Here is a 22,623-nt window from a genome sequence, read left to right as displayed (position 1 = left end):
CCTACTCGACTTGCTGAGCCGCCGCCTGGATGTGATGGAAGCATCCTGCTGTGGTGATTGGCCTGATCAATGGGCCAGCAGCCAGCATCTGATTATAATCATAAGTTGATTATGTACATATTTATATCGATCATTCGCTCCTTCGACCTGGATGGTTGAAGTGCCTATCGCCGAAGCTGCACTTTAGAATCTTTCGCATGCGTTCTACCTTGGGGCGCATAGAAGCATATTGTGTCAATATTATAAGATAATAATCCTATAATTCCCTCTGAGGGTGTATGCGGTAGATTGATACCTGCGCGAGGTCATTTATAGAATTGTTCTGAAAAAACGACGCAATATGTCTAATCTTGACGGATATTTCGCGCGTGCGTTATCGCATGGAGGTTGCTGAATAGTGCTTGCTGGGGTGGTTTCTGCCGGTTAATTTCCTTGCAAAGGGTGATCCTGCGATTTTTTGAGGCCGCAGCCGAGGCGATGAGAACATCATTTGTTCCAGATTGCACTGGCCTGTGGTTGTAGAGGCAAAGGCCATGACGTTTCAGCCCAGCGGCTCGCAGCTTAAGAAACCATCTCTGCAGCCAGCCGATGTGGCGCGAGGCCCCCTCACATTGCGCGCGCTCGAGCCACGCATCCTGTTCGATGCTGCTGCGCCGGCTGCCGCTGCCACAGCGGACCATAATACCACCCCCACAACGCAAGATACGGCGCAGCAGGATCAACAGCAGCAGGAAGTGGCGGCGCTGATTGCCACGCTGACACAGGCGGCCACCGATGCCGCGCCGTCGACAGAGCAGGGCAATGGCAGCGCCGATCTGGTGGCGCCGCCGCCGCAGACGGCACAGGACAGCCTGGAGAATACGCCCAAGACCGTGGTGTTCATCGATGCCAAGGTGGAAGGCGCTGCGGCGCTGATCGCCGACCTGCCTTCCTCGGTGACGGTACGACTGATCGGCGCCGACGAGAATGGGGTGCAGGTGATCGGCGACACCCTGGCGCAGCTCGGCGGCAATGTCGGTGCCGTGCATATCCTGGCGCATGGCGATGAAGGCCGCATCGCGCTCGGCAACAGCATTCTCGATACTGCCTCGCTGCAGGGCGATTTCGCTCAGGCGGTGGCGCAATGGGGCCAGTCGCTCAATGCCGGCGCCGACCTGCTGCTCTATGGCTGCTCGGTGGCCGCCAGCCCGGATGGCACCGCCTTCGTGCAGCAACTGGCACAGCTTACCCATGCCGATGTGGCGGCTTCCACCAACCTGACCGGCGATATGTCGCGCGGCGGTGACTGGGTGCTGGAATACAGCACCGGCAGTATCGAGGCGGCGTTGCCATTCTCGGCTGCCGCAATGGCGAATTTCACTGATCTGCTCGATGACCCGGTGCCGAGCATCAGTTCGTCCGCTGCCGCCGACAAAATCTACAAGATCGCCGAAGCAGCCGAACTCGCCATCACGGATTTCACCGTCAGCGACGGCGACGACAGCGGCAACACTATCGAGATGACGGTGACGGTATCCGCCGCCAACGGTACGGTGACGCTGAAGCAGACCACCGGCCTGACTTTCACCGTCGGTGATGGCACCGCCGACGCTACGATGACCTTCAAGGGCACTCAGGACGCGATCAACGCCGCCCTGAATCAGATGAAGTACAAGGGGACCGAAGGTTCCGGCGCCACCGACGACTATACCGGCAACGACACCATCACAGTGGCCGCCACCGGTGGCAACAGCAAGGCGATCAACGTCAACATCACGCCGGTGAACGACGTGCCGGTGGTCTCGACGCCGGGCGTTACCGTTGCGGAAGGCGGCACCGTTGCCTTCAGCAACGGCACGAACTTCTACGCCTTTTCCGCCGTCGATCCCGATAATCAGACCGTGCAGCTCATCTACAAGGTGGTGACGCTGCCAACCGACGGCGTGCTGACCTTCAACGGCAGCCCGGTGGTTATCGGCACTGTGTTCGATCAGACCCAGATCCAGCATCTGCAATACAAGCATGATGGCAGCCAGGTGCCGAGCAACACCTCGGACAATTTTGAGCTGCTGCTGGAAGACGGCGCTGGCGGCATCGTCACCAATATCATTGTGCCGGTGACCATCACGCCGGTGAATCAGGCGCCGGAAGCCGCCGGCACCACCGACGTCTATGAAGGCCAGACCGGCAAACAGGTGACGCTCACCATCACCGATCCGGATATCAGCGACGGTCCGCATAGCATCGAGATTCTGTCGCTGCCCACCGCCGGCGTGCTGAAGCTGAACGGCGTTGCGTTGACGGTCGGCGCAACCTTCACCAGCAACGACGTGGCCAACCTGACCTACGATGCCAGTGCCGATGAGCCGAGCGGCACGCCGCTGACTTTCCAGGTCAAGGTGACCGACAATGGTGGCGGCGAGGGCGTGAACAAAAGCACGACCAGCGATATCAAGCTGAACGTACTCTACAACAATGACGACCCGATATTGGCTGTGAATACTGGCGCGATCATGGCGCCGGGCCAGGGCAGCATCGTCATCACCAACAGCATGCTGCAGGTGACCGACCCGGATTCCGGTGCCGACAACCTTACTTACACTGTAGTTGCCGTGCCGCCGGAGGGCCAGCTCCAGTTCCTCGATGGCAGCACCTGGAAATACCTCACGATCGGCTCCACTTTCACGCAGCAGGATATTGACGACGGCAAGCTGCGCTATTCCGACCTGTCGGTGGCAACTTATGTGACACAGGCGATCTTCACGGTGAAAGATGGCGGCCTGCGCAGCTATCCTGACCGTCGTGAAGGCGGCATCTACGACGATCCCAGCGCCAGTGCCACCCTGACGCAGATTGTTTTCCAGATCGAGGCTAACCTGATCGCCGGCGATGGCGCCGGCCCGGAAGCTCTGGATGATGTGCCGGCCAACACCATTGCACCGGTGATCGTCTCCAATACCGTGATGCTGGATGAAGGCAGCAGCGGCACCATCGCCACCGCCAATCTGAGTACGACGGACGGCGATACGCCGGTCGAGTTGCTGGTCTACCGCATCGAGACGGTTTCCGATAATGGCACCATCTATCGTGGCGCCACGGCGCTCGGCCTGCATGCCACCTTCAGCCAGAAGGACGTGGATGACGGCCTGATCACCTACAAGCATAACGGCAGCGAAAACTTTCTCACCACCAACAACCGTATCCAGCTCACCGTCAGCGACGGCACCAATATCAGTTCGCTGGTGGATCTCGATTTCGACATCACGCCGGTGAACGACCAGCCGACTGCCGAAGTGCTGAAAGTGCCGGTGGTGAATGAAGGCGGCAGCTACATCATCGACGAGGAAGTATTCACCCTCGCGGATGTGGATGGCTCCGGCGACAAGAGCGGCACCGGCTATGCCGATCCCAACGACCTGACCTTCAAGATCACCAACCTGCCGACCTATGGCGTGTTGGAACTCGATGCCGACAATAACGGCAGCTTCGAGACCACGGTGGATCTCACCACGGTGATCACCAAGGCGCAGCTCTACGGCGGTAATCTGCGCTACACTCATGGCGGCGATGAGCAGTTCGCCGACAGCTTCAAGTTCCAGGTCAACGACAATATGGGCGTGAATGACGGGGGCGGGAAGGCGGATAGCCTTTCAACTGTCTACACCGTCAACATCGAAGCCGCGCCGCTGAACGATCCGCCGGTATGGTACAGCCAGAAGGACATGACCCTCAGCGAGGGCGAGACCAAGACCATCAAGGGCAGCAATGGTTTCGGCACCGACAATACCGCCGGCACCGGCGATGATGAATTCCACCTGCACTATACTGATCCTGACAACACCACGATCCAGCGCCAGTACCTCATTACCAATAATGTCGATTATGGCACCCTCAAGCTGAATGGGGCCGTGCTTGGTGTTGGTTCGGTGTTCACGCAGGACGACCTCGACAATAACCGTGTCACCTACACCCACGATGGTTCCGAGAACCACGCCGATACCTTCGCCTTCACGGTGCGCGATGGTGCTGGCGGTTCGGTGAATGGCAGCTACAACATCACCATCACGCCGGTGAATGATGCCCCGACCCTGACGGTGCCGGGTACCCAGACCTTCTCGACCGTGACGCCGCTGACCTTCTCGGCCGGCAACAGCAACCGTATCGTGGTAGGCGATCCCGACTACGAAAACACGCCGTCGATGACGGAAGACAAGCTGACGGTGACGCTGGATATCCAGAAGGCTGGTTCCACCTATGGCTCCGCGGAACTGACGCTCAGCACCACGACGGGCCTCACCTTTACCACGGGTGACGGCGCTGCCGACTCGATCATGACCTTCTATGGCACCAAGGCCGATGTGCAGGCGGCGCTGGATGGCCTGCAGTTGCAGGTGCCGGGCGATGAAAACGCCACCCTGCGCCTGGTGGTGACGGTTAATGACATCACCACAGCCAATAACGGCAACGGCGGTGCGGATCCGAGCGGTGCCACCGCCGGCTACAACATCGTCACCAAGAATATCGATATCAACACCTCGAATGCGAACGATCCGCCGGTGATCACCGCGCCGAGTTCGGTGACGGCGACCGAGGATACCTCCCTCACATTCACCAGCGGCAACCTGATCTCGGTGGCCGACCCGGATTCGTTTGGCAGCAACATCACGGTCACGCTGGAAGTGCAGCATGGCAAGCTGACGCTGGGCACCACCAGCAACATCAGCTTCGATAACAGCACAGCCAACGATTCCGATACGATCACCATTTCCGGCTCACGCACGGCGGTGAATGCGGCGCTGGCCAGCCTGAGCTACAAGGCCAACGAAGACTATAACGGCACCGGTGCTGGCGCCTTCAACAGCCAGGTCAAGGACACGCTCACCATCACGGTGGACGATAACGGCAATACCGGCACGGGTTCTGGCACCGATACCAAGACCGTGGATATCACTGTTGACCCGGTGAACGATGCGCCCAGCCTGACGGCGCCGACCGCCGTACAGTATCTCACCACTGGTGGCGCCCTTACTTTCAGTACCGGCAACAGCAATGCTATCAGCTTCGATGATGCCAAGGACACACCTTACGAACTTTCGACGCTGACCTACCGGCTTACCCTGGCCTCGACCTACAATTCCTCGGGCTATGGCAGCCTGACGCTTGGCAGCACTACCGGCATCAGCTTTATCACCGGCACCAATGGCGCCAGCAGCATGGTGATCGAAGGCACCATGGCGAACCTGAATGCGGCCCTGCAAGGCCTGCAATTCTCGCCGGCTGCCGGCAACCCGGATATCTCGGTCGATATTGCCGTTACCATCGACGACAAGGCCAATGGTGGCACCGGCGCGCTCACCGAAACCAAGCATATCACTGTGGCGATTTCCGGTTCCAACGATGCGCCGGGCATCACCCTGGCGAACAACAATGTTTCGGTGAACGAAGATACCGACCTGATCTTCAATTCCACCAACAGCAACCTGATAAGCGTTGATGATCCGGACGATTTCGGCGCGCCGCTAAAAGTCACGCTTACGGTCAGCCATGGCGTGCTGACCTTGAGCAGCACCACCGGCCTGACCTTCACCACGGGTGACGGCACGTCGGATGCGACGATGACCTTCACCGGCACCGAGGATAAGATCAACGCCGCCCTGGCCGGCCTGAAGTATCGCGGCGACCTGAACTATAATTCCAATATCGCTACCACTGATTCGCTGGTGATCAAGGTCAATGACCAGGGCAATACCGGTGCCGGCGGTGCACAGGAAACCACTTCCACCGTTACCATCACCGTCAACCCGGTGGATGACGCGCCGGCTATCACGCGGCCGGCCACGACGCAGACGGTGAATGAAGATACCGACCTGATCTTCAATTCCACCAACAGCAACCTGATCAGTATTGCCGACGTCGATTCCGATGAGGGCTCGGGCGATCACAAACTGACCATGACCCTGACGGTCAGCCATGGTGTGCTGACACTTTCCGGCACTTCTGGCCTGACCTTCACCACCGGCGATGGTACATCGGAGGCGACGATGACCTTCTCCGGCACTAAGGCCGACATCAACACTGCCCTGGCCGGTCTGAAATACCGAGGCGATCAGCATTATAATGGCAGCGACACGCTGCAGATCGGTGTCAACGACAACAGCCAGACCGGCTCAGGCGGCCCGCTGACGGATAGCAAGACGGTGGCGATCACTGTTGCAGCGGTGGACGATGCGCCGGTGATCACTGTGCCGACAGCGCAGACGGTTAATGAAGACACCGACCTTACTTTCTCGACGGGCAATAGCAACCTGATCAGCATCGAGGATGTCGATTCCGACGAAGGTGCTGGCAATCACAAGCTGACCATGAGCCTGACAGTCAGCCATGGTGTGCTGACGCTTTCCGGCACTTCTGGCCTGACCTTCACCACGGGTGACGGCACGTCAGATGCGACGATGACCTTCTCTGGCACCAAGGCGAATATCAATGCTGCCCTGGCCGGCCTGAAATACAAGGGTGATCTCAATTACAATGGCAGCGACACGCTGCAGATCGGCGTCAACGACAACAGCCAGTATGGTTCCGGCGGGCCACTGACCGATAGCAAGAATATCGCCATCACCGTGAGCCCGGTGGATGATGCACCGGTGATTACCCGCCCAGCCACTACTCAGACGGTGAACGAAGACACCGACCTCACTTTTTCGGTCGGCAACAGCAACCTGATCAGCATCGACGATGTCGATTCCGATGAAGGCTCGGGCGACCACAAGCTGACCATGACCTTGACGGTCAGTCATGGCGTCATCACGCTTTCCGGCACCACGGGCCTGACCTTCACGACCGGTGACGGCACGTCGGATGCGACGATGACCTTTTCCGGCACCAAGGCGAATATCAACACGGCGCTAGCCGGCCTGAAGTACAAGGGCGACCTGAACTACAATGGCAGCGATACGCTGCAGATTGCGGTTGATGACAACAGCCAGACCGGCTCCGGCGGCCCGCTCACCGATAGCAAGACCGTGGCGATTACAGTCAGCCCGGTCGATGATGCACCAGTGATCACCCGGCCGGCCACCACCCAGACGGTGAATGAGGATACTGACCTCACGTTCTCGACCGCCAACAGCAACCTGATCAGCATTGATGACGTCGACTCCGACGAAGGTGCTGGGGATCACAAGCTGACCATGACCTTGACGGTCAGCCATGGCGTGCTGACACTTTCTGGGACGACTGGCCTGACTTTCACGACCGGCGACGGCACGTCGGATGCGACGATGACCTTCTCCGGCACCAAGGCGAATATCAACACGGCGCTGGCCGGCCTGAAGTACAAGGGCGACCTGAACTACAATGGCAGCGATACGCTGCAGATCAACGTCAACGACAACAGCCAGTATGGCTCCGGCGGTCCGCTCACTGACGCCAAGACCGTGGCGATTACGGTGGACCCAGTGGATGATGCACCGGTAATCACCCGGCCAGCCACCACCCAGACGGTGAATGAGGATACCGACCTCACTTTCTCGACTGCGAATAGCAACCTGATCAGCATCGAGGATGTCGACTCTGATGAGGGATCGGGCGACCACAAGCTGACCATGACCCTGGCGGTCACGCACGGCGTACTGACGCTTTCTGGCACTTCCGGCCTGACCTTCACTGCTGGTGACGGCACGTCGGATGCGACGATGACCTTCTCCGGCACCAAGGCGAATATCAACGCCGCCCTGGCTGGCCTGAAGTATAAGGGTGATCTCAATTACAACGGCAGCGACACGCTCAGCATCGACGTCAACGATAACAGCCAGACCGGTTCCGGCGGTCCGCTGACCGATGCCAAGACCGTGGCGATTACAGTCAGCCCGGTCGATGATGCACCGTTGATCACCGTGCCGACCGGGCAGACGGTGAATGAAGACACCGACCTCACTTTCTCGACCGCCAACAGCAACCTGATCAGCATCGACGATATCGATTCCGATGAGGGCAGCGGCGACCACAAGCTGACCATGACACTCACCGTCAGCCATGGGGTCATTACGCTTTCCGGTACTTCCGGCCTGACTTTCACCACGGGGGACGGCACGGCTGATGCGACGATGACCTTCTCCGGCACCAAGGCGGATATCAATGCCGCCCTGGCTGGCCTGAAATACAAGGGCAACCTGAATTACAACGGCAGCGACACGCTGCAACTCAATGTCAACGACAACAGCCAGACCGGCTCCGGCGGCCCGCTCACCGACACCAAGACCATCGCCCTTACGGTCAGCCCGGTGGATGATGCACCGGTGATTACGGTGCCGGCGACGCAGAGCGTTGCCGAGGATACCGATCTGACTTTCTCGGTCGGCAACAGCAACCTGATCAGTATCGACGACGTCGATTCCGATGAAGGCAGCGGCGATCACAAGCTGACCATGACCCTGACCGTGGGCAAGGGTACGCTGACGCTTTCCGGCACTTCTGGCCTGACCTTCACCGCCGGTGACGGCACGTCGGATGCAACGATGACCTTCTCCGGTACCAAGGCGAATATCAATGCCGCCTTGGCTGGTCTGGTCTATCGCGGCGATCCGGACGACAATTCCGGCGCCACCTCCACCGATACGCTGGACATCATCGTCAACGACAACAGCCAGACCGGTTCCGGCGGCCCGCTCACCGATACCAAATCGGTGCTGATCCAAGTCGGTCCGATCAACGACCCGCCGGTGATTACGCGGCCGACTGTCGCCCAGCATGTGAACGAAGATACCGACCTGGTCTTCAATACCGCAAACAGCAACCCGATCAGCATTGCTGACGTGGATGCCGATGAAGGCACCGGCGACCACAGGCTGACGGTGACACTGACGGTGGCGCACGGCGTTATCACACTTTCCGGCACCAATGGCCTGACCTTCACCACAGGCGATGGCACGTCCGATGCGACGATGACCTTCTCCGGCAGCCAGGCCGATATCAGGGCAGCCCTTGATGGCCTGAAATATCGCGGCAACCTGAACTACAATTCGCATCATGCGGCAAACGATACGCTGCAGATCGAAGTGACCGATAACGGTAATACCGGCTCCGGCGGTCCGCTCACCGATACCAAGTCCGTGAGCATCGTGGTCGATCCGGTGGATGATGCGCCGGTACTGACGGTGCCGACCGCACAGACGGTACGGGAAGATACCGATCTGGTGTTCAACAGCACAAACAGCAATCTGATCAGCCTGGATGATATCGATTCCGATGAGGGCAGCGGCGATCACAAGCTGACGGTAACGCTGACCGTCAGCCATGGCGTCCTGACGCTCTCCGGCATCACCGGTCTTACCTTCACCGCGGGCGATGGCACGTCGGACGCGACGATGACCTTCTCCGGCACCAAGGCGAATATCAATGCAGCCCTCGCCGGCCTGACCTACAAGGGTGATCTGAACTACAATGGCAGCGACACGCTGCAGCTCAATGTCAACGACAACAGCCAGACCGGCTCCGGCGGCCCGCTGACCGATAGCAAGACCGTGGCGATCACGGTGCAGGAGGTCAACGACACCCCGACCATCGCCGTGCCGGGCGTGCAGACGGTGGACGAAGATGTCGATCTGCCGCTGACCGGTATCAGCTTCGCGGATGTCGATGATCTCGGCGGCAACATGACCGTCACCCTGACGGTCAGCCATGGCACGTTGACGCTTGCCGATACCACTGGCCTGACCGTCGATAGCGGGGCCAACGGCGGCGCCACGATGACGCTTACCGGCACCAAGGCGGCGCTTAACACGGCCATTGCCAACCTGACCTATCGCGGCAACCTGCATTTCAACGGCGTCGATACTTTGTCGGTGACGCTGAACGACCGCGGTAATACCGGTATTGATCCGCTGCTGACCGGTGGCCCGTCGGACGAGCAGACGACAGCCTCGGTCACTATCAATGTCGATCCAGTGGATGATGCCCCAACCATCACGGCACCGGACAAGATTAGCGCGGTCGCGACAATTGCGACCCAGATCAGCGGCGACAAGCTGATCTCGCTGGCTGATGTCGATGTCGGCAGCGGCAACATGACCGTGACCCTGACGGTGAATGAAGGCACGTTGACGCTGGCCAGTACAACGCTGATTACCGGCGGCCGCAACGCCAGTGAGACGATCACGCTTACGGGCACGCTGTCGCAGCTCAATGCCGCGCTTACGGGGCTGTCCTATCTCAGCAGCAAGGCGGCCGGCGGCTTGAACGAACTCACCATCGTGGTGAACGATTTTGGCAATACCGGTTCAGGCGGTCCGCTCAGCGCCACCAGTATCGTGCCGATCACCGTCGATCCGGCACCGCTGCAGCCGCCGCAGACGACCACGCCGCCGCCGCCGCCGACTGTGGTGATCACGCCGCCGCCGCCGACAGCGCCGGTCGACCTCACCAACGCGGCACTGAATCTGCCGAGCAGCGTCAGCGGCAACAACAGCTCTTCCTCCAGCTCCACCACTACAATCGTCGGCGCCGGCGAAGGCCAGCTTGGCGGCGCGCCGCTCACGGTTGCCGGTTTCGTGCAGAGTTTCTTCTCGCTGCCGATCAATCCGGTGCAGTTGGCCGCCTCAATGCAGGACCGCGTGCTCGGCGAACAGACCAGCGAAACCTTCTCGATTCCGGCCTCGGCTTTCCGCCATTCCGACCCGTCGGAACAGATTGCCAAGGAAGCCAAGCAGCCTGATGGCAGTGCATTGCCATCCTTCGTGCAGTTCAACCCGCAGACCGGCGAATTCAGCGTCAATGCCCAGGAAGCCCGCAGCCAGGGTGTCGAAGCGGTGGATGTGAAGGTGGTTGGCCGCGACAAGCAGGGCAATGAGGCTTCGGCGGATTTCCGCATTATCCTTACCAATCCCGATGGCTCGCAGGCGCCCCAGGGCGGCCAAGGGCAGGGTGGCGGGCAGGGCGGCCAGCAGCAGGCGCCGGGCCAGCAGACACCTGGGCAGCAAACGCCCGGGCAGCAAGGCGCCGAGGCGCCGGCTGCCGATGGCGCGCCCGGTTCCGACCAGGCCGATGCCGCAACACCGGCCGCCCGCGAGGCGAATGCGGCACCTGCTGGCAAGCCGGGTTTGACCGAGCAGTTGCGCCAGACCGGGCCATCATTGTTCCAAGCGCAGCGCGATGCCTTGCTTGCAATCCTGCAGGACCGCGCGGCGTGAGTATGGAGTTGAGGGGGAAGATGCAGTTGAAATCGCAACATTATGCCCGGCGCGTGCTGCCGGCGATGGCGATGCTGGCCATGCTTGCCGGCTGTTCGGTCGAGCCGGTACCGGTGACCAAGCAGGATCTGGTAGCGATGGTCAATCTCGACCGTCAGGTAATCGATGCCAACCAAGAGCCGCTCGATGGTCCGGTGACGCTCGACGAGGCCCTGGCCCGCGCCGTGGCCTACAACCTCGATCATCGCACCCGCATGATGGAAGAGGCGTTGGCCCTCGGCCAGGCCAACCTGGCGCGCTACGACATGCTGCCGGTGCTGGCGGCCACGGCGGGCTACGTCAATCGCGACAGCATGAATGCCTCATCCAGCCGCTCGCTGGAAACCCAGCGCCAGTCGCTGGAACCGTCCTATTCCACCGACCGCGACCGCTTCACCAGCGATATCAAGCTGTCCTGGAACATCCTGGATTTCGGCGTCAGCTATTTCCAGTCGATTCAGACCACGAATAACTTCATGATCGCCAAGATGCGGCAGAAGAAGGCGATGCTGCGCCTGATGCAGCAGACCCGTACTGCCTTCTGGCGTGCCGGTGCCGCGCAGGAGCTTCGTGGCGATATCAACCGCATCTCGCTGGAGGTGCGCGAAACCCTGCGCGATCTCGACAAGGCGCAGAACGAGCGCGTGCAGAATCCGGCCTCGGTGCTGCAGTTCAAGCGCACCCTGCTCGATCTGTTGGGCCAGCTTGAATCGCTCGATCAGGCACTAGGCCAATCGGAGATCGAGCTGAAGAATCTGCTCAATATCGACCCGACTACGGAGTTACGCCTGCAGCTTCCGGCTACGCTGGTACCGCTGGCACCGCTGGGTGTCGCCATCGAGCAGCTTGAGCAGGTGGCGCTGCAGAATTCCGCCGATGTCGAGGAGTTGGTCTATACCCGCCGCGTGGAGATTGCCGAAGTGCGCAAGGCGTTGCTGCGCCTGCTGCCCGGCCTGGAATTTTCGGCGAGCCGGAATTCCGACACCAATTCCTTCCTCACCAACCAGACCTGGACCGAGCTTAGCTCGCGCGTGACCTGGAATATTTTCCGCGTCTTCACCATCCAGAGTCAGCTTGATATCGCCGATGCACGCGAGGAACTGGCAACCGCCCGCCGCCTGGCGATGAACATGGCGGTGGTCAGCCGTCTGCATCTCTCCTGGCGGCGCTATGTCGACATGGTGTCGCAGCTTCGCCGCAGCGAGGAAATCGAGAAACTGGAAATGGAGATCGCGGCCTTGAGCAAGGGCAGCGTGGCTGCCGATGCCGGTGCGCGTATCGAGCGGATCCGCAACGAGGTGTCGGCATTGCGTGCGCAGCTTCGCCGCTTCGAGACCTACGCCAATGCCCAGGATGCGCTGGGACAGATTTTCCTGGCTCTGGGCCTCAATCCGGTGCCGGCGGATTTCCGCAGCAAGCCGATCAAGCAGCTTGCCGAGAATATCGGCAGCACCATGCGGCCCTGGGAGCGGGGCCTGTTTCCCGATCCGATTACGCTTGACCTGCCGATCGAGCGCCAGGGGGCGAAGTGACCATGATGATGCGACGTCTTTTCCTGTCCTGCGCCGCGCTCCTGGCCCTCTCGGCCTGCGCCATCGACGACAAGCTGCCGCAGCCTGAAAAATTGCTGCGGGTCAGCACCGGCAGCTATGGCGGTGTCTACTATCCCTATGGTGTTTCTGCTTGCCGGCTGTGGAATGCAGATCAGAGTTTGTCCACCACACGCTGCCTGGTGCAGACTTCGGCTGGTTCGGGCCAGAATATCGCCCGGCTCAAGGATGGCCAAGTCGATTTCGCCCTGGTGCAGGCCGATGTGCTAGCTGCCGAAATCGAACGCGAGCGCCAGGCCGGCCGGGAATCGTCGCTGCGGGTGGTTGTCGCCGGGCCGCAGGAAGCGCTCACCGTGATCGTCAATCCGGCTAGTGGCATCACCAATGCCTCAGGCCTGAAGGGCAAGCGGATTGCGCTCGGGCCGCAGGGCTCCGGCCAGCGGGCGACGGCGCAGCGGCTGTTCGATTCTCTCGGCATCAATATTGCCGATGTGCAGGATGTGCCGGCGCTTACCTCCGGCCAGCAGGCGCGCCTGCTCTGCACCGGCGAACTGGATGCCGCACTCTATGTCTCGGCGCCGCCCAGCGGCTATGTCGCGGAATCGGCTTCGGCCTGCGGCGGCATCATCCTCAGCCTGGATGAAGCGGTGCGTAATGGCATGATCGCACGCAACCCGCATTTCAAGCACATGGTGGTGAAGCGCGATGAGTATCGTGGCCAGGTCGCCGATATCAACACCATCGGTGTCGGTTCCCTGGTCGTCACCCGCGCCGACCAGTCGGCTGAAAACGTCTATCGCTTCACCCGCCTGCTGGTAGGACAGGTGGAAACCTTCAAGCGCCAGCATCAGGCTTTGCGCGATACCACGGCGGCGGCCATGGCGGCAACGCCGGCCTTCGTGCAGCGGCATCCGGCTGCCGAACGGTATCTGCGCGAGGCGCGTCTCCTGCCATGAGGGGCGTCCGCCGCATGTCGGCGGCGCTGCTGGCGGCGCTACTGCTGACCGGTGTCATGATAGTGCCGGCCCATGCACAATCTCCGGCACAGCAAGCCGAGGGTGATTACACGGTGCGGGCGCAGTTCCGCTCGCGCACCTTCACCACATTGGCGGCTGCCATGCCTGGCGTGATTCTGCGCATGCCGGTGCGCGAAGGCGATCAGCTTGCGGCCAATGCCCTGGTGGCAGTGATGGACTGTGCCGCGCAGCAGGCCGGCAAGAAGGTGGTGGAGGCGCGTCTTGCCGGTACCCAGGCAAAGTCGCGGGTGAATGAGCGCCTTACCGAACTCAACATGGCGAGTGTGCTGGAGACCGAACTGGCCAAGGCGGAAGAAGCACAGACTCGGGCCGAGCTTGCTGCCATCGATGTGACTTTGCGTAAATGCGAGGTGCGGGCACCCTTTGCCGGCACGGTCGTCGCCCAGGCGGCGCGGGCGCATCAGTATGTGCGCGAGGGCGAGCCGCTGATCGAGCTTTACGACACTTCCAGTTTGGAAGTGGAATTGATCGTCGCTTCGCGCTGGCTGGAATGGCTGCGCCCTGGGGCGGTATTCACCATCAGTGTGGATGAATTGCGCAAGCCGGTGCGTGCCGTTGTCGACCGTTTCGGCGGCCGCGTCGATCCGGTCAGCCAGACCGTGCGCCTGATCGGCCGTGTGGAAGGCGAACATCGCGACCTGCTGCCGGGCATGAGTGGCTTGGCCCAGTTCCAACGTGGCCGGTAGAGCTTCCATGAAGGCAGCATCGGAAGCGTCGCCCGACGCGGCGGGGGAAGGGGAGGCGCTGAGGCAGCTCGCCACCCTGTTGACCCTGCAACGCAAGGCGCAGGCAGCCAAGAGCCGTGCCGAGATCGGTTTCCTGCTGGCCAATGACAGCCAGCTCCTGGTGCCTTACCGGAATGCCGTCCTGTGGCTCTATCGGGCTAAGCGACGTGGCCGTATCGAGGCGATGTCAGGCGTACCATTGCCGGCACGCGATGGTCCATACGGCCATTGGGCGGCAAAACTCTGTCGCTTTCTCGGCCATGACAGCCGCGCCACGCCCAAAGTGGTGACAGCCGATACAGCGCCCGAGGCGCTGCGGCGGCAATGGCGCGAACATTTCCCAGCCCAGGCCTTGTGGCTGCCGGTGACCGGCGCGGCGGGCCGGCCGATTGGTGCGCTGCTGCTTGGCCGCGATCAGTCCTGGCCGGAGCGCGATATCCGCCTGCTTACAAGCTGGGCCGATGCGGCGGGCCTGGCGCTTGATGCGGTCGTCAGCAATGAAGCCCTGCCGCTGCGGCTATGGCGCTTCCTCACCGCCCGTGGCGCTTATCTTGCCGCGGCTGCTGTGCTGGTCGCCGCTGCCGGGTTGTTCGTGCCGGTTCAGCTTACCGTGCAGGGCGCAGCGGAAGTGATTCCGCTGCAGGCATTGGTGGTGCGGGCACCGATCAATGGCGTGATCGATGAAATCGCCGTGCGACCGAATGCACCGGTCAGTGCTGGTGCGCTGCTGGTGCGTTTCGATGACCGTGAAATCCGCGCCAAGCTGGATGTGGTGCGCCATGGCCTGGAATTGGCGCAGGCGGAATACCGCCTGGCACAGCAGGCCGCGATCACCAGCCGCGAGGCCCAGGCCAATCTCAACATCCTGCGCGAGCGTATTGAGCAGCGCCGTGCCGAAGTGGTGCAGGCCGAGCGTCTTCTGGAGCGCGTCGAATTGCGCGCCGACCGCGATGGCGTGGCAGTGCTGGCCGATGCGGAGGGATTGAAGGGGCGCCCGGTGCGGGTCGGCGAGCGCATCTTGAGTGTGGCCGATCCGACCCGCGCCGAATTGGAAATATGGATTGCGGCCGCCGACAGCATTGCCTTGCCCGATGGTGCCAGCGTTGATTTCTTCCTCAATGTCGAACCCGGTCGGCCACGTCCGGCCCGGCTGGCCTATGTCAGCTATCAGGCGGTGAATTCGCCCGCCGGTATCCTGGCTTTCCGCGCCACGGCGCGTTTCGCGGAAGGCGAAGCACCGCCGCGCATCGGCCTGCGCGGCACCGCCAAGCTGCATGGCGACAGGGTCCCGCTCGGCTATTACCTGCTGCGTCGTCCGCTGGCCGCCGCCCGTGAGATGATCGGCTTCTGACATGCTTGCGCTGCGCCAGGATCTCACGTTGCTGCCGGTGGAACCTGACCGCGATGGCCAGCCAGCCTGGGTGCTGCACGATCCGGCCCAGCACCGATTCTTCCGTTTTGGCGCCACCGAAATCGACCTGCTGGATGCCATGGCACGGCCCGATGCGCCGGATGCGAAAGCGCTGCTGAAGGCAAACGCCTCCCGCGTCGAGGCTTTCATGGCCTATCTGCGGCAGATGAATCTGCTGCAGGGGGTTGGCGATGCCGAACGCCAGCGCCTGTTGCAATCGCGCAAGCAACAGACCCCCGGTTGGTTCACCTGGGCCTCGCGCAGCTATCTTTCCCTGCGCCTGCCGGTGCTGCGGCCCGATGCTTTCCTGGATGCCACCGTCGGCTATATGCGCTGGTGGTTCGATCCGCGCATGAAGTACGTCATGCTGGCGCTCGGGTTGCTCGGGCTTAGCCTGATGTTGCCACGGCTCGATCTCTTCTTCGCCACTATTGCCGAGAATTTCACGCCCGGCGGCCTGTTGCTTTATGGCCTTGCGCTGGCGCTGGTGAAGATCGTGCATGAATTCGGCCATGCCTATACCGCCAAATATCACGGCTGCCGCGTGCCGGTGATGGGCGTGGCTTTCATTGTCTTCTGGCCGATCTTCTACACCGACACCACCGATGCCTGGCGGCTGCATTCCCGCGCCGCCCGAGTGGAGATCGATATTGCCGGCATGAAGGCAGAGATTGCGGTAGCGGTTCTGGCCCTGCTCGCCTGGTCGGTGCTGCCGGAAGGGCCGCTGGCGGCGGTCTGCTTCATGGTCTCCACCACCAGCCTGCTGCTCACCTTCGCGGTCAACCTCAATCCGCTGATGCGCTTCGATGGCTATTACCTATTGTCCGATTGGCTCGGCATCGAGAATCTGCAGGAACGCTCCACTGCACTGGCGCGCTGGCGACTGCGCGAAATCCTGTTTCGGCTGGGCGATGCACCGCCGGAAAAGCCCAGCGACCTGCTGGTGATCTATGCCTTGAGCGCCTGGGCCTATCGCCTGCTGCTCACCCTGTCGATTGCGGCTTTCATCTACAGCTTTTTCTTCAAGCTGCTTGGCGCGCTGTTGTTTGCCTGGCAGCTCTGGCTTTATGCGCTGAAACCCATGCTGAAGGAAGTGACTCTGTTGGCGCCGCTGCTGCCTCGGCTGATCCGCAGCGGCCGCGCCTGGCTCAGCTTCGGTATTTTCGCGGGCGGTCTGCTGCTGCTGGCTTTGCCCACCGATCGCAGCCTGTCGCTGCCATCCTATCTGCGTGCGCGTGATGTGGTGGTGATCTATGCGCCGCTGGCGGGCCGGGTGGCCACCCTTGGTGCCGCCAACGGCGTGCAGGTGGCAGAGGGGGCGCCGCTGCTCGAGATCGCGGCCGAGGATCTGACGCTGGAGATAGGGCAGGCCGAGCGCAACGCCGCCATGCTGCGCTGGCAGCTTGAGGTGCAGAGTCTGGCGCCGCCCTGGATGCGGCGCGGCGGGGTTATCGAAGCCGATCTCCAGGCCACCATGGCGCGGTTGCAATCGCTGCGCCAGCAAGCTGATCGTGCGCGTCTTGCCGCGCCCTTCGCCGGCATGGTGCGCGATATGCTCCCCGATCTGGCGCCGGGGCAGTGGATCGGTGAGGGCGAAGCCTTGTTCACGCTGACCGGGGCGCAGGACTGGGAGGCGGTAGCGTTCGTCACCGAATCCGATGCAGAGCGGCTCAAATCAGGCGCCGAGGGGCGCTTTGTCGCCGGTGATGGCAGTCGCGCTGCTTTGCCGGTGCGGGTGATTGCCGTCGATGCCACGGCATTACGTGAGTTCGATCAGCCTTACCTGCTGTCGCTGCATGGTGGGCCGTTACAGGCGCGATCACGACCGAATGGCGGTGCCGAACCATTGCGTGCCTATTATCGCGTGCGCATGACGGTGCTCGATCCGGGGGCCGAGGCAGCAACGGCCGCGGCGCATGTGCTCACGGGCCATGTGGTGCTGAATGTCGAGGCGCGTTCGCCGGTACTGCTTGGCTTCACGCATCTGCTGGCGGCACTGCGCCGCGAAGCCAGCTTCTAACAACAAGAAAATCGCCAGGAAATTAGCAGCTTTCCGCTGCTCTCATACGTGCACGTATTGTTAGCCGCATTTGTTGTTGACGTGTGTTTTACACTTCGCTCTAATATTGGCACAGCGTTTTAAATAGTGGAACGATATGACGGCCAAGACGGTTCAGAAGAGTTTGGTCCTGCTGGATCTGCTGTCGCGCAGCCGCGAGCCGCGCGGCGTTGCTGAACTCGGCCGTGAACTCGGCCTGCCGAAAAGCAACGTCTTCCGTTTGCTCGATACCCTGGTGGAAGGCCGCTATGTGCGCCGCCGTGAGCAGGATAGCCGCTACGAACTGACGCTGAAGCTGTGGGAGATGGGCATGATGTCCTTCTCGCAGGAGCGGCTGGTGGAAGTGGCGCGTCCCTTCCTTGATCGCCTGGCCAATGAGACCGGCGAATCAGTGCACCTCGCGATCTATGACGAAGGCGAATCAGTGTTCATCGACAAGCGCGACGGAACGCATCCGGTGCGCGGCGTCACCCAGGTTGGCAGTCGTGCGCCGGCCTATTGCTGTGCCACTGGCAAGGTGGCGCTGGCCTATTGTGCGCCGGGCGAGGTGGCCCGTGTCACCTCGCGCATGAAGCGGCAGACGCCCAGCACGATCACGTCGGCGCCGGTATTGCAGCGCGAATTGAAAACCATCCGCCAGCAGGGCTATGCGGTGAACCGTGGTGAATGGTTCGAGGATGTGTGGGGGATTGCAGCGGCGGCGCGCAACGAAGCCGACAGCATGGCGGCTTCAATTGGCATCTGGGCGCCGAAACACCGCGTCTACAAGCGGGTCGAGGCACTGGGCAAGACCGTCGCTGTGATGGCTGATGCGCTGTCCGTGGCGCTCGGCTGCACGCCCAAGAAATCCGATATTTCTGCAAGCAAGGGGAATTGACATGAACGCACGTGGCTTGGTTTTCGGAACGATCATGGCGGTGGCTGCCGGCTTTGCCACACTGCCCCAGGCGGTGCGGGCTGCCGATCTGAATGTTTATATGCCGCAGGGCGTGGTCGGTGCCGTGGAAAAGGTGCTGGTGCCGATCATGCGCGACAAGTTCAACACCAAGGTGGTGATCACCCCGGTGCTGAGCGGCCAGGCCCTGACCAAGGCAGTGGCGCAGCGTGCCAATCCCGAAATCAGCGTGTTCATGCTGGATGAAGGCCCGTGGCTGCAGGGCAAGCAGGCCAATCTGTGGGACAAGCTGGAAGGTCTGCCCAATATGGCGCAGATTCCGGCCCGCTTCCGCGATGCTGATGGCATGGGCAGCGGTTTCCTGCTCTACCTGCTGGGCTTGCTCTATGATGAGAAGGCCTTCGCCGATGCCAAGCTGCCGGCGCCGACTTCCTATGAAGACCTGTGGAATCCGGCGCTCAAGGGCAAGGTGACGATCCCGGATGCCAATAGCACCTTCTCCTATGCGCTGCTGTTCAAGATCAATGAACTGCAGGACGGCAAGGCGTCCCAGTCGGTCGATGCCGGCTTTGCCAAGCTGGCGCAGTTGGCGCCGAATGTCGGCACCTTCCATGGCGGCGCCTCGACGTTGATCCCGCTCTTCTCGCAACGCCAGGCCTGGATCGGCTTCAATGCCAGCTTCCCGGCACAGCGCCTGGCTGCTGATGGCGTGCCAATCCGCTGGGTGGCGCCGAAGGAAGGCGCCATTGCCGTGGCCGCATATATCGCCGTTGCCAAGAACGCCCCGAATGCCGAAGCGGCGCGCCAGTTCGTCAACCTGGTACTGTCGCCGGAATACCAGGCGGCGCAGACCGAAACCGCGTTCGGCGGCTACGTCAACCCCAATACCAAGCTCAGCCCGGATTTCGTCAGCAAGTTCCTGCTCAAGCCCGAGGATATCGAGAAGGCCTCGGTGATGTCGTGGGATGTCTATCTTGCCAAGCGCACCGAACTGAGCGGCCGTTGGCAGCGCGAGATCGAGAAGAAGTAAGCATGACTTCGAGTCCTGTTCTGTCGTTGCGTGGCGCCACCAAGGCTTTTGGTGGCGCCACGGTACTGAAGTCGATTGATTTGGATATCCAGCAGGGCGAATTCGTCTCGCTGCTCGGGCCATCGGGTTGCGGCAAGACCACGACGCTTAACATCATTGCCGGCTTCACTTCGCCCGATAGCGGCGATGTGATCATCAATGGCCAGCGCGTCAACGATGTGCCGCCGCATCAGCGCGATCTCGGCATGGTGTTTCAGGGTCATGCGCTGTTTCCGCATATGACCTGTTTCGACAATGTCGCTTTCGGCCTGCGCATGCGCAAGCTGGCGCCCGAGGTGATCCGCGAGCGTGTGTTGCAGGCGCTGGATCTGGTCCGGCTGGCGGATTTCAGCCAGCGTTACCCGCGCGAGCTTTCCGGCGGCCAGCAGCAGCGCGTCGGCCTGGCCCGTGCACTCGCGATCAATCCGCGCGTGCTGTTGCTCGACGAACCGCTGAGCAATCTGGATGCCAAGCTACGCCGTGCCATGCAGAGCGAATTGCGCAGCATCCACACCAAGCTGCGTACCACCATGGTCTATGTCACCCATGACCAGGAGGAGGCGTTGACGCTGTCTGACCGCATCGCTCTGATGCGTGATGGCAGGATCGAGCAGATTGATACGCCGGAAGGCATCTATTGCCGTCCGCAGACCCGCTTCGTCGCCGATTTCATCGGTTCGTCCAGTTTCCTGCGCGGTATCGTGGCGGAGGTAACGGGGCAGGGCATGCGGGTCCGCGTCGGCGATGCCGGCTCTGTCCTGGTGGCCTATGACGCATCCCTGGCGGTGGGCCGCGAAGTGCTGCTTGGTGTCCGTGCCGACCGTATCCGCCCGGTGGTACCCGGTCCTGATACGCTGCGTGGCCGCGTATCTGACCGTATTTTCGCCGGCGCCAGCACACATCTGCGCGTCGATCTGGGGCAGGGCGACGAAATCGTAGCGCATCTGGCTGAGCCGCCTCCGGCTGAACTGGTGGCCGATGCCCCGGTGTCTATTGCCGTGGCGCCACACGACTGGATCGTGCTGCCATGAGCCGCCGTTCGCCCGCCGTCCTGGTGCTGCCGGCGACCCTGTGGCTGGTCGTGTCCTGGGGTTGGCCGCTGCTGCTGGTGCTGAGCATGAGTTTCCGCACCATGGACCAGGTTACGTTCGAATTGTCCGGTTTCACGCTCGGGCATTTCCGCCAAGTGCTGACGGATCCGTTCTATCTCGACTCACTGCTGCGCTCGGTCCGTATCGCCGCCATCGTCACGCTGCTGTCGGGGTTGCTCGGCTATCCTGTCGCGCTGCATATCGCGCAGACCACGTCGCAGCGCGCCCGCACCGCCTACACCATGATTCTGCTGATCCCGATCATGATCAGCCTGGTAGTCACCGCCTTTGCCTGGATCCTGATCCTCGGCCCCAGCGGCTTCATCAACCGAACGCTGAGCTTCCTCGGCCTGACCAGCGAGCCGGTGCAGTTCCTGAATTCCGAGGCTGGTGTGATCGCCGTGCTGGTCTACAGCTTCGGCCCTTATATGATCATCAATATCTGCACCGCCATCGATAAGATCGACCCGGCGGTGATCCGTGCCGCGCAATTGCATGGCGCAGGGCCCTGGCGGGTGTTCCGGTCGATCATTCTGCCGCTGAGTTTCCCCGGCATTCTCTCTGGTGGCCTGATCGTTTTCTCCCTATCGGCAGCAGCCTTCGTCACGCCCTATGTGATTGGCGGCAACCGCGTCAAGGTGATCCCGCTGCAGATCTACAATGCGGCCGTCACCACCTTCGACTGGCCGATGGCGGCAACGCTCAGCATCCTGCTGCTCGTCATCTCCCTGGCACTCACCGCCCTGGTGGGGCGCTATACCGAACGCCGCTTCGCGGCATGGCTGCGTGGCGCATGAAATTCCCAATCGTCAGTTACCTCGCCTGGGCGATCTACGCTGCCATCCTTGTGCCGATCATCATGGTGATCGGCGCCGCCTTCACCGAAACGCGGTATATCACCTTCCCGCCGGTTGGCTTCACCTGGCGCTGGTATGGTGCTGCCTTCGCCGATAGCTCGCTGATGAACGGCCTCTGGCTCTCGACTATGGTGGCACTTGCCAGTGTCGTCATCGCCACCTGTCTCGGCACGGCCGCAGCGCTCTATCTGGAACGGCCGAATGCGCGTTTTCGTGGGGCATTTTCCACCTTCTTCCTGGCACCCTTGAATGTGCCGGCGGTGATGACTGCCTTTGCCCTGCTGCTCGCCTTCACGCAATGGCACCTGATCAACTGGCGCGGCCTGATCATCGCCCATGTGATCCTGACGCTGCCCTATATCGTGCGCTCGGTGCTGGTCAGCCTGGCGGGCCGCGATGGCGCGGTGGAACGCGCCGCCGCCATTCTTGGCGCCAGCCCGTGGCGGGTATTCTGGCATATCACGCTGCCGATCATCCGGCCCGGCGTGCTGGCCGGCGGCACCTTCGCCTTCCTGATCTCCTTCAACAATGTGCCGGTTTCGGTATTCATCTCCACGCCCGGCTCGGCGCCGTTCCCGGTGGTGCTGTTCAACCGCATGCAATGGCTGGCGGAGCCCTCCGTTGCCGCCGCTGCTACCATCGCCATCCTCAGCACCATCGCGGTGATGCTGATCCTGGAGCGCAAATTCTCTTTCTACCGTTCGATGTTCCGTTGATGTCTGCCA

At 61.6% G+C, this 22,623-nt stretch carries 11 protein-coding genes; all 11 read left to right on the top strand.

What is annotated here, in order from left to right; genetic code table 11:
- The first annotated feature begins 533 nt into the window (after window positions 1–533).
- Window positions 534–11,165: a cadherin-like domain-containing protein gene (locus tag V6B08_RS14395; RefSeq protein WP_341982066.1), complete on the top strand. Its 10,632-nt coding sequence runs from the start codon at window positions 534–536 to the stop codon at window positions 11,163–11,165.
- A gap of 26 nt (window positions 11,166–11,191) precedes the next feature.
- On the top strand, window positions 11,192–12,736 hold the full coding sequence (locus V6B08_RS14390) for a TolC family protein (protein ID WP_341982064.1): 1,545 nt from the start codon (window positions 11,192–11,194) through the stop codon (window positions 12,734–12,736).
- A 2-nt stretch (window positions 12,737–12,738) separates the two neighbouring features.
- The gene (locus tag V6B08_RS14385) at window positions 12,739–13,710 is read left to right on the top strand and encodes a TAXI family TRAP transporter solute-binding subunit (RefSeq protein ID WP_341982062.1); all 972 of its coding nucleotides are present in this window, start codon (window positions 12,739–12,741) and stop codon (window positions 13,708–13,710) included.
- Complete coding sequence (locus tag V6B08_RS14380) at window positions 13,707–14,477, top strand: efflux RND transporter periplasmic adaptor subunit (RefSeq protein ID WP_341982060.1); 771 nt, start codon at window positions 13,707–13,709, stop codon at window positions 14,475–14,477. The genes V6B08_RS14385 and V6B08_RS14380 overlap by 4 nt, the downstream gene beginning before the upstream one ends.
- 7 nt (window positions 14,478–14,484) lie before the next feature.
- Entirely contained in the window at window positions 14,485–15,867 is a 1,383-nt protein-coding gene (locus V6B08_RS14375) for an efflux RND transporter periplasmic adaptor subunit (RefSeq protein ID WP_341982059.1), read from the top strand.
- Window position 15,868: 1 nt separating this feature from the next.
- Window positions 15,869–17,947, top strand: coding sequence for an HlyD family efflux transporter periplasmic adaptor subunit (locus tag V6B08_RS14370; protein ID WP_341982057.1), 2,079 nt, complete (start codon window positions 15,869–15,871; stop codon window positions 17,945–17,947).
- 136 nt (window positions 17,948–18,083) lie between these two features.
- A complete protein-coding gene (locus V6B08_RS14365; protein ID WP_341982055.1) occupies window positions 18,084–18,863 on the top strand; it encodes an IclR family transcriptional regulator in 780 nt (259 codons plus the stop codon).
- Between the two features lies 1 nt (window position 18,864).
- Window positions 18,865–19,911 carry an extracellular solute-binding protein gene (locus tag V6B08_RS14360; protein WP_341982053.1) on the top strand — a complete coding sequence of 349 codons (1,047 nt, stop codon included), beginning with the start codon at window positions 18,865–18,867 and terminating at the stop codon, window positions 19,909–19,911.
- Between the two features lie 2 nt (window positions 19,912–19,913).
- Window positions 19,914–20,981, top strand: coding sequence for an ABC transporter ATP-binding protein (locus V6B08_RS14355; RefSeq protein ID WP_341982050.1), 1,068 nt, complete (start codon window positions 19,914–19,916; stop codon window positions 20,979–20,981).
- On the top strand, window positions 20,978–21,838 hold the full coding sequence (locus tag V6B08_RS14350; RefSeq protein ID WP_341982048.1) for an ABC transporter permease: 861 nt from the start codon (window positions 20,978–20,980) through the stop codon (window positions 21,836–21,838). The genes V6B08_RS14355 and V6B08_RS14350 overlap by 4 nt, the downstream gene beginning before the upstream one ends.
- A complete protein-coding gene (locus V6B08_RS14345) occupies window positions 21,835–22,614 on the top strand; it encodes an ABC transporter permease (protein ID WP_341982046.1) in 780 nt (259 codons plus the stop codon). Before V6B08_RS14350 ends, V6B08_RS14345 begins: the two co-directional genes overlap by 4 nt.
- Window positions 22,615–22,623: the final 9 nt, after the last annotated feature.

This window comes from Ferrovibrio sp. MS7 (assembly GCF_038404985.1).
GTDB classification, from domain to species: Bacteria; Pseudomonadota; Alphaproteobacteria; order Ferrovibrionales; family Ferrovibrionaceae; genus Ferrovibrio; species Ferrovibrio plantarum.
Note: the sequence above shows the minus strand (reverse complement) of the source record. Positions and strands in the feature narration are given on the sequence as shown.

Bases quoted from the DNA above. Each gene is read 5' to 3' on its own strand.
- V6B08_RS14395 (WP_341982066.1), top strand. From the start codon at position 534: ATGACGTTTCAGCCCAGCGGCTCGCAGCTTAAGAAACCATCTCTGCAG.
- V6B08_RS14385 (WP_341982062.1), top strand. From the start codon at position 12,739: ATGATGATGCGACGTCTTTTCCTGTCCTGCGCCGCGCTCCTGGCCCTC.
- V6B08_RS14380 (WP_341982060.1), top strand. From the start codon at position 13,707: ATGAGGGGCGTCCGCCGCATGTCGGCGGCGCTGCTGGCGGCGCTACTG.
- V6B08_RS14375 (WP_341982059.1), top strand. From the start codon at position 14,485: ATGAAGGCAGCATCGGAAGCGTCGCCCGACGCGGCGGGGGAAGGGGAG.
- V6B08_RS14370 (WP_341982057.1), top strand. From the start codon at position 15,869: ATGCTTGCGCTGCGCCAGGATCTCACGTTGCTGCCGGTGGAACCTGAC.
- V6B08_RS14365 (WP_341982055.1), top strand. From the start codon at position 18,084: ATGACGGCCAAGACGGTTCAGAAGAGTTTGGTCCTGCTGGATCTGCTG.
- V6B08_RS14360 (WP_341982053.1), top strand. From the start codon at position 18,865: ATGAACGCACGTGGCTTGGTTTTCGGAACGATCATGGCGGTGGCTGCC.
- V6B08_RS14355 (WP_341982050.1), top strand. From the start codon at position 19,914: ATGACTTCGAGTCCTGTTCTGTCGTTGCGTGGCGCCACCAAGGCTTTT.
- V6B08_RS14350 (WP_341982048.1), top strand. From the start codon at position 20,978: ATGAGCCGCCGTTCGCCCGCCGTCCTGGTGCTGCCGGCGACCCTGTGG.
- V6B08_RS14345 (WP_341982046.1), top strand. From the start codon at position 21,835: ATGAAATTCCCAATCGTCAGTTACCTCGCCTGGGCGATCTACGCTGCC.